The organism is Lactiplantibacillus paraxiangfangensis, from assembly GCF_036246185.1.
In the GTDB taxonomy this organism is placed as follows: Bacteria; Bacillota; Bacilli; order Lactobacillales; family Lactobacillaceae; genus Lactiplantibacillus; species Lactiplantibacillus paraxiangfangensis.
This window is the reverse complement of the sequence record NZ_BTPW01000021.1, coordinates 39,413-51,876: the sequence shown is the minus strand read 5'-3', so window position 1 is coordinate 51,876 and position 12,464 is coordinate 39,413. Positions and strand designations below refer to the sequence as shown.

Genomic DNA, 12,464 nt, shown 5'->3' with positions numbered 1-12,464 from the left:
GATAAACCTATGATAATTGCTAACTTTTCTTCAGGTGTAAATCTAGTTCTAGGCATAATAAAATCCCCTTAAGCATTGATAGATGAATTATTGTTTTTCATCTGTCAACCTTAAGGGGACTATAGCATATTTGGATGTTCTTTTATATTTCATATCAAATACAAAATATTTATCACTATGTCAAAGACGACACTACATCTAATTCATATAAATGTAAATCAATTTAACTATTTTCACCAATCTTATTATAAATATCGTCCAAAATATATTCAGCTGCATGTCCATCCCCGTAAGGATTCTTTGCTTCAGCCATTCGTTGATATTCTTCTTTATCATCTAGCAATTGATTCATTGCAGTCGTAACTTTTTGTCCATTCGTTCCAACTAGCTTCAACGTTCCAGCTGTTACGCCTTCCGGTCGCTCAGTTGCATCACGTAAAACTAGTACTGGCTTATTCAACGACGGCGCCTCTTCTTGGACCCCACCAGAATCAGTCATGATGAAATAGCTTCGCGCTGCCATATTATGAAAATCAACTACGTCCAACGGTTCAATCAGATGAATGCAATCAGTGTTACCTAGAATTCGCTTAGCCACCGTCTGGACCGCTGGGCTTAAATGTACTGGATAAACCACTTCAACATCCGGGTGAGCCTTAACAACTGCTTTAACAGCATTAAAGACTTCTTCCATCGGTGCGCCCTGATTTTCCCGCCGATGCATCGTCAATAAGATCATCCGGTGTCCCGGCTGAATCAACTTCAGGGCATCGTGCTGATAATTCTTCGAAACTGTCTGTTTAAGTGCATCAATGGCAGTGTTTCCAGTCACACTAATGTTTTTATCATTGTGATGCTCTTTGAGTAGATTCTGGCGACTCAGTTCCGTAGGGGCAAAATACATATCTGCTAAAACATCGGTTAACTGCCGATTCATTTCTTCAGGATACGGCGAATACTTATTCCACGTCCGCAGTCCAGCCTCGACGTGCCCCACCGGAACCTGATGATAAAAAGCACTAACACTGGCTGCAAACGTGGTGGTCGTATCACCGTGGACCAAGACAATGTCCGGTTTAACCTCATCCATAATGTCGTCTAACTTCGTTAGTACCCGACTCGTAATCCCCGCCAATGTCTGATTGGGTTTCATAATATTTAGATCATAGTCTGGTGTGATATGGAAAATATCAAGTACCTGATCTAGCATTTCACGATGTTGCGCCGTCACCACGGTTACCGGCAAAAAACGATCCTGCTGCTGCAACTGTAACACAATTGGTGCCATCTTTATAGCTTCGGGACGCGTCCCAAAAATGGTCATAACTTTAATTTTCTTTACCACTATTTTCACCTATTTTCGTTAATCTTTACTTATTATACCGTTTAAAACGCTAGCCGACTATACGGATTAATCTATCATTCAACTCTGTATGAATTTCCAAAGAACTACTATTCAGATTGATTTAAATTTCAGATAATCTAGGCAATCATTTTAAATACTTATGCCATACATAACCCTGGACCTTGTTATTAGCCGAGTGTACATAATAGTAGACAGACTTTTTACCATTATACTTTGTCACATGGGCTTTCTTAGTCCTAATAAAATGAGTCTTAGAGTAATTTTTTAAGTTATGTTTCTTAACAAATTGGAAGTTCTTTCTACTTCCCTTAAACTGGTAAATAGCACCTTTGGAACGTTTACCATTTCGAACACGATAACTTTTGGCTTTCATCGAAGTCTGCTTAGTCACCCTGTTGTCCAGACGTTTCAGATATTCATGCCATACCCATCCGGTATTTTTTCCTGATTTCACGTGATAGTACAGGTACGTTTTACCATTGGTCCGGGCAACATAAGCACGTTTATCAACTTTAAGATACTTAGATTTGACATCTTTCAGATTAAACGCAGTCTTAAAGGTAAAGTTACTCTTGGGGCCATTAAAGTCGTACGCTTTAGCACTAACACTTGCTTTCTTAACCCTATAATAGTTTGCTACTTTGCCCTTTTGCTTAGTAACTGTCTTACCCATCATTTGCTTGAAGGTTAATAACGATTGAAGCGGGTTGCCATTAGGGTCAAATAACGCCTGATTATCGTAGGATGAGGCACCCCAATACTTATTAACATTGGTCCTTTCATAAGAATAACCTTCGTCACCGTAATAATCGGCAGCATACTTAGTTGCCCAGCCAGTCCCATATTTTTCATCCATGTCGCGGTTGTATTGATAGTTATCCCAACCAGCTTTGACTGGAATCCAAGCTGGTTCCCAGTAGAACGCACCAAGGGCTTTGCCATTCCCATTTTGCATGACCGTTTTCCAAACATCACTCATAGCATCAGATTGACCTTGAACGGAAATCTTAAATGGTGGCTTAGCGATATTCCCAACGATATTGGGCTGCCCATCCATGTCATCCGTTGTATACGGATAACTAATCTCCATAACAGCAAATTTCTTGTGATACTTCTTAGTAATCACGTTTTCCGCACCGATTAACTTATCATCAGGGCCATTCCAGTGTGGATAGAAAGTTGCTTCCATCACATCATAGTCAACTTTATTAGCTTTTAATTCACCGGCAATCTTGTCAAAAGAAGTAGCCGTTGGTGATTCAAAGTGCACGGCTGCCTGTGCTTTAGGCGCGTACTTATGAACAGCATTGACGCCTTCAGCTAAATACTGCATATACTTAGCCGGATCAGATTCCTGCATCATGCCCTTGCTCGTTTCGTTTCCGACCTGAACCATCCCAACGTTCACGTCAGCATCAGCCATTGCTAGCATGACTTTCTTTGTATAATCATGCACAGCCTGCTTCTTTTGTTCGAAGGTATAATTCTTCCAAGCTTTGGGCAAGGCTTGTTTAGCCGGATCAGCCCAAAAATCAGAATATTGCAAGTCAATCAAAACTTTCATATGATGCTTAGTTGCATCTTTCCCAGTTTTAATAGCGTTAGCTAACGTTGACTCTCCCCCACCATAAGTGTGGCCGTCCTTGTCGTAAGGATCATTGAAAATTCTCAGACGTACATAGTTAACACCGGAATCCTCCAAAGTTTGCATAATATCTTGTTGCTTACCTTTGTAGTTGTAATACTTTACGCCAGCATTCAACTCAGCCTGTAAACTAGAAATATCAACCCCACGAATCGTATCCTTTGTGACCCCTTTGACAGGCGCAACTTTGACCTTGTCGTTCTTGGCATTAGTTGTCCCATCAGCATTGGCCTGCGCATTGAGTCCAATTGAACTCAAGCCCAATAAAACGGCCGCAACCAGTAATCCTTTGTGTTTCATAACTTACTTTCCCCGCTTTCTGCAAAACTGTCTTAATTATACGCCGCTTTTCCTTTCAACAAATATATTTATAAAAACACACATCTTATTATCCAGATGTGTGTCAATGGCTAACGGTGTTCAACTATGATTACTTTAAATACTTGTGCCAAACATAACCTTTAACTTTGTTATTCGATGAGTGAACGTAGTAGTAAAGGTACTTCTTACCGTTGTACTTGGTAATGTGAGCCTTCTTCGTCGCAATCAAACGTGTTTTAGCATAGTTTTTTAAGTTATTTTTCTTAACGAATTGGAAATTCTTAGAAGAACCTTTAAGTTGGTAAACGGCACCCTTAGACTTTTTCCCGTTAACAACCCGGTAATTTTTGGCCTTCATCGTCGTTTTCTTGGTGACCTTATTATCCAAGCGTGTCAAATACTTGTGCCATACCCAACCTTCGTTTTTACCTGATGTTACGTGGTAGTACAAGTATGTTTTACCGTTGGTCCGGGCAACATAAGCACGTTTATCAACTTTAAGATACTTAGACTTAACATCTTTCAGATTAAACGCAGTCTTAAAGGTAAAGTTACTCTTCGAACCGTTGAGGTCATATGCCTTGGCACTTACACTTGCCTTTTTAACCTTATAATAGTTCGCTACTTTGCCCTTTTCTTTGGTAATGCTCTTACCCATCATTTGCTTGAAAGTTAACAAAGATTGTAATGGGTTCCCATTAGGATCAAAGAGCGCTTGGTTATCATAGGAAGAAGCACCCCAGTAAGCATCAACATTAGCTTTTTGACCAGCGTACCCAGCATCACCGTAATAATCAGCAGCATACTTAGTTGCCCAGCCAGTCCCATACTTTTCATCCATATCGCGGTTGTATTGGTAGTTATTCCAACCAGCTTTGACTGGGATCCAAGCTGGTTCCCAGTAGAACGCACCAAGAGCTTTGCCATTACCATTTTGCATCACTGTCTTCCAAACATCACTGATACTATCAGATTGTCCTTGAACAGAAATCTTGAATGGTGGATTTTTAATATCCCCAACAATGTTTGGCTGACCATCCATATCGTCAGTGGTGTATGGATAACTCATTTCCATTACGGCAAACTTCTTACCATACTTTTTAGTGATGACGTTTTCCGCACCGATTAACTTATCATCAGGGCCATTCCAGTGTGGATAGAAGGTTGCACCCATCACATCATAATCAACCTTATTAGCTTTTAATTCACCGGCAATCTTGTCAAAAGAAGCGGCGGTTGGCGATTCATAATGAACTGCAGCTAAAGCGTTAGGTGCATACTTATGAACAGCGTTGACGCCTTCAGCTAAATACTGCATATACTTAGCCGGATCAGATTCCTGCATCATACCCTTAGTCGTTTCGTTTCCGACTTGAACCATTCCAACGTTCACGTCAGCGTCTGCCATTGCAAGCATGACTTTTTTGGTATAATCGTGCACAGCCTGCTTTTTCTGTTCGAAAGTGTAATTCTTCCAAGCTTTTGGCAAGGCTTGTTTAGCTGGATCAGCCCAAAAATCAGAATATTGTAAATCAATCAAAACTTTCATATGATGCTTAGTTGCATCTTTCCCAGTTTTAATCGCGTTGGCTAACGTTGAGTCTCCCCCACCATAAGTATGACCGTCTTTATCGTAGGGATCATTGAAGACTCTCAGGCGTACGTAGTTAACTCCAGCATCCTCCAACGTCTGCATAATATCTTGCTGCTTGCCCTTATAGTTGTAATACTTTACACCAGCATTCAACTCAGCTTGCAAACTAGAAATATCGACCCCACGAATCGTATCTTTCGTGACCCCTTTGACGGGCGCAACTGTGACCTTGTCATCCTTGGCATTGGTTGTCCCATCGGCATTGGCCTGCGCATTGAGTCCAATCGAACTCAAGCCCAATAAAACGGCCGCAACCAGTAATCCTTTGTGTTTCATAACTAATTTTCCCCGCTTTCTACAAACTACATTAATCATACGTCATTTATAATCTCACAAATATAGTTATATTTAAATACATTTCACTAAAAAAGCGCAGTTATTTATTCAACAACTGCGCTTTCCTGATTGCTTAAAACTTCACTGTTTGCATCAAGATATCCTGAATTTCGTAAGCTACCTGGTTATCCGTCGAAAAAACACCTTGATTTTCGAATAGCACGAGAGCGACCTTACCATCCCGGGTTCCCATATAGTACGTGTGGAATTCATTATCGTTTCCCCCAACCCGAATGTGACCATTAGGCTGGTAATAAACCCCACCCGAATACTGGAAGGCAAAATTATTCGTTAACTCCGCCAACCCTGCTTGCCCAAGCAACTTACCACTCTGTAACTGATACATAAACTTATAATAATCCCCTACACTCATATATAGACTCCCACAGCCTAGCTCACTGGACTGCAGCGGCTTAGATAAGATCGTCCCCTGTGAAAGCCCGTTCGTTAAGCGGTACGCCAACGGATTGACGATATTACCAGGAATCTCATCATACCCAAACGTGTGCTTTAGTCCCAGTGGCCGGATGACCACGTTTTGTAGCATTGTCATATAAGATTTATGCGACACCTTCCGGATTACGCCCGCCAAAATTGTGAAGTTCGCGTTCGTATAAAAATACGCGTGGTTTCCGGTTGAGAGCATGTGTTTCAACGTAAAGTCAATCTGCGCCTTTTCAGTTGGCAAAATCGACCTTGGTGTCGTTTCAGTCATCCGGATTCCCGAACGGTGGTCTAACAGTTCGCGAATCGTAATCTGATTAGCGTACGGCACCTGCGGATAAAATTTGCTCAGCGGCGTTGTCATACTGAGTTGCCCCTTATTGATCAAATGTTGAACCACGGTTGCCGTGACTGCTTTTTGCAGTGACGCTAACGGATAAACTTCCGTCGCCATATTCCGCGTGTTTTTCGAAAGGTCGGCGTACCCGTACGTTTTCGTCTTCACCCCGGCCGGACCGTTCGTCGTCACCAGCAACGTGCCCATAATATTATGACTTTTAATTAAAGCATCAATCTTACTCATCGCCTGTGCTTCGGTCAGTTGCCCTGGAAGGGGCTTTGGTACTGGCTGTTTTTTCGGTGTGGACTTCTTCTTCTTTGGAACTGCCCGGGTACTGTTAATCCGCGCCATTTTAGGGGCGGGTTGGGTTTGGCGATTAAATTGCTGATTCCCCCACAAGCCCAATCCAATTATCAGTAACAATCCCGGTATTCCAAGCACAACTAACCACGACTTTTTCTTCATCCCAAAGCCCCCCAATCTTGTATCCATAGCGTACGACGCACCCGAAAAAAAAGCACGCAGAGTAACGTTAACGTTAGTCGACCAAACCAAGATTCAGGCCAGGATTAATCATAATGACTAAAAAAAGACTATATTTTAGTCATTTTAGCTCGTGCAATTACCGAACAAAACCATTAAACTTAGTTCCATAGTTAACTTATAACATGGAAGGATGATTATATGAGTCAAGCAACTAGCTACCTACAACACGTTTATGAGGTCATCGAACACCGTGATCCCAATCAAGCTGAATTTTTAGAAGCCGTTCACGACTTCTTACAAACCATGACGCCCGTTTTTGAACAACATCCCGAATACATCGAAGCTAATATTTTGGAACGTTTAACGGAACCCGAACGCGTCATTCAATTCCGCGTCCCATGGTTAGACGATGCCGGTCATGCTCAGGTCAGCCGGGGCTTCCGAGTTCAATTCAACTCAGCCATTGGCCCGTACAAAGGTGGCTTGCGTTTACATCCTTCCGTGAATTTAAGTATCGTTAAATTTCTCGGCTTCGAACAAATTTTCAAAAACGCCTTAACTGGACTCCCTATCGGTGGGGGTAAAGGTGGTTCTGACTTTGATCCTAAGGGGAAGTCAGACAACGAAATCATGCGCTTCTGCCAAAGCTTCATGACTGAACTTAGCAAGTACATCGGTCTTGATACCGACGTTCCCGCTGGTGATATTGGTGTCGGTGGCCGTGAAATCGGCTACCTATACGGTCAATACAAACGTTTACGCGGCGCAGACCGGGGCGTTTTAACTGGTAAGGGTCTCAGCTACGGTGGTTCCCTCGCACGTCCCGAAGCGACCGGCTACGGCTTGGCTTACTACACCAACGAAATGCTAAAAGCCAACGACTCATCGTTTACGGGTAAACGCGTTGCCATTTCAGGCGCTGGTAACGTCGCCATCTACGCCATTCAAAAAGTTGAAGCACTCGGTGGTAAGGTGATTACCTGTTCAGACTCTGACGGCTACGTTATTGACGAAAACGGCATTGACTTCAAATTAGTTAAGCAAATTAAAGAAGTTGAACGTGGGCGGATCAAGGAATATGCCGACCGCGTAACGACCGCAACGTACGTTGAAGGTAGCGTTTGGAACGCCAAACTAGCCTACGACATCGCCTTGCCATGTGCCACTCAAAACGAAATTGACGGCGCTAAGGCCCAAACGATTATCGCTAACGGTGCCAAGGTCGTTGCTGAAGGGGCCAACATGCCAAGTAGCCCTGAAGCCATTGCCGCTTACCAAAAAGCTGGCGTTCTATACGGCCCAGCTAAGGCAGCCAATGCGGGTGGCGTTGCCGTTTCTGCCCTCGAAATGAGTCAGAACAGTATGCGGCTCAGCTGGTCGTTCGAAGAAGTTGACGGTCGCTTGCAGACCATCATGCAAAACATTTTCGCAAACTCCGTGGCAGCTGCTGACAAGTACGGCGTTAGTGGCGACTACCTTAGTGGAGCCAACATCGCCGGCTTCACCAAGGTTGCCGACGCAATGCTCGCACAAGGTTTAGTTTAAGCGGTTCTAGAATTAAAAAAGCGCAGTTCAGAAATCTAAAATTTCTGAACTGCGCTTTTTGATATCGTTAAACCTTATCATCTGGATAACCCGTGTGCGCCACTAGCTGAGAATAAGTCTCGTGTAAAGTCAGTGCTGCGACTTTCCAGCCAAGCTTCAATAGTGGAATCAGCCGCAACGGATCTTCAACCGGAATACCGTGTTCGTGTGCAAATTTACAAATAGCAGGTAAAACTTCCATATCAGAATTAGCAAAATAATAATTACCGGTATCCGTTAAAACAAAGATTGTGGCCCGAAAAGCATGCCGAGGATCCAGTCCTTGACTCACGTGCCACCGAATCGCCCCGATTTGAATCCGCCGTACCGCACTCAACGGCATTTCGCCAAGGTTACGGCCCTCTGGCGACCACAAAACAACTTGCCGTGGTGTCAGCTCTACCATGGCATATTTTTCACTCCGAGTGCCGGATAACCGCCGAAGCCAGTTACGTTCAGGCTCAGGTTTAGGATACTCTTGCCCCTGAATTTCAAAGTGAAACGGCACAATACACTTCTGAGCACGATCAATCGCCCGGTAATGGCCAGCAATCTGATGATTAGCAAAAACAGACGTCATTGGTTTAAACATTACGGTCACTCCCCTCACCGTCAGTATACGCTTTCATCACTAAAATAACAGCCTTTAAGTGGGTCAAAACAGGGTCTAATTACGATTATAATTAGACCCTGTTTTAGCTTGTCGTTTAGTTCTCATTTATGTGCTTGAATAATATCTCATTACAAATATGTGCGCTGACAATTTAAAATTAATTTAACTCGCCATCCCCGATTCAGACAACTAAGCACAAGCACCACTCACGAAATCAGTGACGTACTGACTTCAACTACACCCTTTGACACCATATTCACAACTTTTAAGTTGCTTGACCTAATCAGGTCTATGCCTATTATATCATCATTGTGAGCGCTCACACAATTATGGCTGATAAATTTATTGATAATAAAAAAAGCTTACCAACTAGGCAAGCTTCTCTTTATTAGTCGTTATCTTGGTCGTCTTGGTTCGCTTCACTATCATCAAAATCAGCGGGCATAATCGCAAAATTGCTTGCTTCAGTTGAAAGTAAAGCGGCGTAAGCACGGACTTTAGCTGATAAAGCAGGGATAATTGCACCGTTAAGGTTATTCAACATATCCTGTTCGTCATCTTCAACGCCCTTGTCGTCTGCTTGGCGTTCGATGATGCCGACCATTTCACCACTCAACCGTACGATTGCAAAAACCGTTGCGGATAAGTCATACATGTCTTCTTTATAAGTGACGTTTAATTGGGCTTGGACCACGTCATCGCCAAAAGTTTTCTTAACGTCGGGATTAGCTGGCGTGTAGCTGAATTGACCTTGGCCAGGTTCGTCTTTTGATTCATCGCGATCATAGACGATTTGGAAATGTAAATCTTGGATAGCTGAGTTTAAAATTTCAATATTCATAGATTGGAAACTCCCTTTTATATAATACCTTCACCATAAAGGAAATAGGGCCAAAATACAATCAAATTTCCGTGCTTTTCGTGAATAATTCATCAAGATTTGATTAACTTGCCGTAAAGGCCATTAATCTGAGATTGATTGACGAATTTCGTTATAACCCTTAAACTAATCAATGAGTTTGATTAGGGAGTGATTATGATTAAGAAGAGCAAACTGATGACCGCCATTATTATTTTGAGTTTGGGAACCGGCTTACTTGCGACCCCCGGTGTCACCGCACAGGCAATGCGTGTCCGCGCCCCCCGAACCTTCTTACGTTGGCGCTTCAAACGAAACGTTTCAAAGCGTCACCATGCTAAGCAGCATCACAATAAGAAATACTCGCATCGACGTTAAGTAAAAATAAATTGAGATAACACTAAAGCTAGCGACTCAGAAATCAGTTGATTTCTGAGTCGCTAGCTTTTCCTTCCGAAATGTGCGCTAAAAGGCAATTTGCTCCGCTTAACCCGGTATCAGGGCCCATTCCAAACCCGGGAATAATCCCTGATAACACGTTAATGCTCACAAACTAGTCGCCTTTTATCTCAGGCTTAATTCCGAGGTTGTTGCTGATTTTGCCGCCGAACACTGTCTGGCACCTTTTCAACCAGGAGGTATTGCCGGATCAACGCCACAATTTGCTTATTTTGCGGTAAGTCCGAATGGGCCGTATTCGCGCCGGTCACCGTTATTTCGGTAAAGTGTTTAACCTGATTTTGATAAATGTACTTCCCGTAATTGACACTATTGGCCGGAACCGTCCCATCACTGGAATAATTTTCAGTTCCCGCAATCGAATACACGGTGAGTGATTCTGGTAACCCGCTGCGGTACTTGTATAGTTCTTTAAACATGCTCGTCTTTGCCGTCGTACTCGTGGATTCCATGTTATACGGTGACGCAATCGTCATTAGGCGATCAACGTGGACTTTCGGGCTTTGTTTTAAATACCGCTCTAAAAACAATGTCCAAATCAGGCCACCATTAGAGTGTCCTAATGCCGAGAAATGATTAAATTTATAAGTCTTAATTAATTCCTTCAGCGCAGTATTCAACCAAACGGCTTGCTTATCAATGTTGGCCTTGCCGTCCTTATTATTGGCAAAGCCAATCACAATGAACGGTTCCTTATCGCGATTGTCAATGCTTCCGCTGTACTTAATCGATCCATCTGTTTGAACCGTTAGCTTTAAAACACTGTGTTTCTTCGGCGTTTCTTTCCCCAACTCGGTAATCAAACTGTCGAACCGGTTCTGCGTCGCACTCGATCCAGGAATCATAATAACCGGGGCCATCTGACTTCGGTCCGCATTTTTTAGCGTTTTAATATTGGCCTGCGACCACGTATAGGCTGGCCAGCAAACCCCAACTAGCACAACGAGACCGAGCACCCATTTCCACCAATTACGCTTCATCTTTGACCACCGTCCCCTCAGTTTGGTTAGCGAGTAGGACAAATGGTAAATAAATCGCCGTCGCTACTAGTAGGTTAATTAGACTGACAACCAACGCACGCCAGTCACCACCAGTCCCTAACCAGCCAATTAAAAATCCCGGCGTTGTGCGGTCAACCGGATAAACGACCGGCGGCATCAATTGTAGTTTTAGCGCTGCCCAACTGATCACCATGGTCACCATCGGCGTTACGACAAACGGGATCGCTAAAATTGGACTGTACGCAATCGGTAAGCCGACCAATAACGGCTGATTAAAGTTAAAAATCGCTGGTAACCAGCTTGCTTTTGTCACGGCGCGATAACTTTGATTATGGGAACGCCATAAGATGGCAATGACTAACGCCAAGGTCATCCCGGGACCCCCAACGTTTGCAAAGCTATCAAAAACGGTGTGTAGTGTGATTGGATTAGGCGCCCCCCACGCCGAGCCGTGTTGCAAGGCGTACTGTAAGTTTTGAACCGTGCTAATGGCGCTATTACCGCTGTAATCAACAGGTCCAATAATCCCAATCAACCAAAATAAATTGCTTAATACCGTGGTCCCAAGCATCGTGCTCAACATGGAACCGGGATTGATGAACGGTAACGTAAAGACTTTGTAAAATAGACCGTTTAAGCCGTACTTGCTCACGAAGCTAACCCCGTACCCAATGCCGCTAAATAAAATCACACCCACAACGAGGGGCAACCAGTTGTACCGTGCCCGTAACAGCAAGTGTTGCTGCGTCTCGATGGCTTGGTGCGTATGTGGGCGGCGGACCAAGTGCGTAAATAGCCACCCCGTCACCAGTCCCACTAGTAAGGCTAAAAAGATACCCTGCGTACCTAAATTATTTTCTAAAAACTGAGAAACGTTTGCGTCACGTCGATTAAAGACGGCGTAGTTAAAATTCAACATCATAAAACTAATGGCCGCGCTGATTCCCGCTAATAAGTTATCCCGTTGAGCCGAACGGGCCACAAAATTAGCGGCCGCAAACGCTGCAATGACTGCAATAATTCCGTTAATACTTTGACTTAGCATGCTCGTATAAGTTGTTAGCTGCGAAAAACCAGGTACCCAGTGACTCAGGCCGTAAATATGATTTAAAAAGCCATTTTTTTGAAAGATTGCTTGGTTAACTAAACTAATATAAGTGCCAATCAGCACAAATGGAAACAGCAACGTTAAGGAGTCTCGCAACGCGCGCCAATACCGTTTGTGTTCGACGACCCGCTCAAAATTTAATAATCCGCGTTGTATCTTTTTAATGGTACCCATCCCCCAAAACTTAATTATCTTAAATATACGCCAATCCACTAGCTCTGCCTACTGCCACCACTTATAAAGTGCGT

The 12,464-nt window shown here is 43.4% G+C and carries 10 protein-coding genes; 2 read left to right on the top strand and 8 right to left on the bottom strand.

Annotated features, from left to right (window positions below; all coding sequences use genetic code 11):
• Window positions 1-223: 223 nt before the first annotated feature.
• From wecB to AAA939_RS11630, 4 genes are all read right to left on the bottom strand, one after another.
• Window positions 224-1,345, bottom strand: coding sequence for a non-hydrolyzing UDP-N-acetylglucosamine 2-epimerase (gene wecB / locus AAA939_RS11645; protein WP_338210115.1), 1,122 nt, complete (start codon window positions 1,343-1,345; stop codon window positions 224-226).
• 145 nt (window positions 1,346-1,490) lie between these two features.
• Window positions 1,491-3,311: a glycoside hydrolase family 53 protein gene (locus AAA939_RS11640; RefSeq protein ID WP_338230890.1), complete on the bottom strand. Its 1,821-nt coding sequence runs from the start codon at window positions 3,309-3,311 to the stop codon at window positions 1,491-1,493.
• A 130-nt stretch (window positions 3,312-3,441) separates the two neighbouring features.
• Window positions 3,442-5,262 carry a glycoside hydrolase family 53 protein gene (locus tag AAA939_RS11635; RefSeq protein ID WP_338210119.1) on the bottom strand — a complete coding sequence of 607 codons (1,821 nt, stop codon included), beginning with the start codon at window positions 5,260-5,262 and terminating at the stop codon, window positions 3,442-3,444.
• Window positions 5,263-5,395: 133 nt separating this feature from the next.
• Window positions 5,396-6,571 carry a serine hydrolase domain-containing protein gene (locus AAA939_RS11630; RefSeq protein WP_338210121.1) on the bottom strand — a complete coding sequence of 392 codons (1,176 nt, stop codon included), beginning with the start codon at window positions 6,569-6,571 and terminating at the stop codon, window positions 5,396-5,398.
• 219 nt (window positions 6,572-6,790) lie between these two features.
• Here AAA939_RS11630 and gdhA point away from each other — a divergent pair, with 219 nt between their 5' ends.
• Window positions 6,791-8,137: an NADP-specific glutamate dehydrogenase gene (gene gdhA, locus AAA939_RS11625; RefSeq protein WP_338210123.1), complete on the top strand. Its 1,347-nt coding sequence runs from the start codon at window positions 6,791-6,793 to the stop codon at window positions 8,135-8,137.
• Between the two features lie 67 nt (window positions 8,138-8,204).
• Here the strand turns inward: gdhA and AAA939_RS11620 are convergent, their stop codons facing one another.
• Both AAA939_RS11620 and AAA939_RS11615 read right to left on the bottom strand, forming a co-directional pair.
• Window positions 8,205-8,768, bottom strand: a complete 564-nt coding sequence (locus AAA939_RS11620; protein WP_338210125.1) for a hypothetical protein — start codon at window positions 8,766-8,768, stop codon at window positions 8,205-8,207.
• A gap of 409 nt (window positions 8,769-9,177) precedes the next feature.
• Window positions 9,178-9,630, bottom strand: coding sequence for a hypothetical protein (locus AAA939_RS11615; protein WP_338210126.1), 453 nt, complete (start codon window positions 9,628-9,630; stop codon window positions 9,178-9,180).
• Window positions 9,631-9,825: 195 nt separating this feature from the next.
• On the opposite strand from AAA939_RS11615, the gene AAA939_RS11610 reads away from it, so the two are divergent.
• Entirely contained in the window at window positions 9,826-10,026 is a 201-nt protein-coding gene (locus tag AAA939_RS11610) for a hypothetical protein (protein ID WP_338210128.1), read from the top strand.
• Between the two features lie 197 nt (window positions 10,027-10,223).
• On the opposite strand, the gene AAA939_RS11605 is transcribed toward AAA939_RS11610, so the two are convergent.
• A complete protein-coding gene (locus AAA939_RS11605) occupies window positions 10,224-11,087 on the bottom strand; it encodes an alpha/beta hydrolase (RefSeq protein WP_338210130.1) in 864 nt (287 codons plus the stop codon).
• Window positions 11,077-12,390: a PTS transporter subunit EIIC gene (locus tag AAA939_RS11600; RefSeq protein ID WP_338210132.1), complete on the bottom strand. Its 1,314-nt coding sequence runs from the start codon at window positions 12,388-12,390 to the stop codon at window positions 11,077-11,079. Before AAA939_RS11600 ends, AAA939_RS11605 begins: the two co-directional genes overlap by 11 nt.
• Window positions 12,391-12,464: the final 74 nt, after the last annotated feature.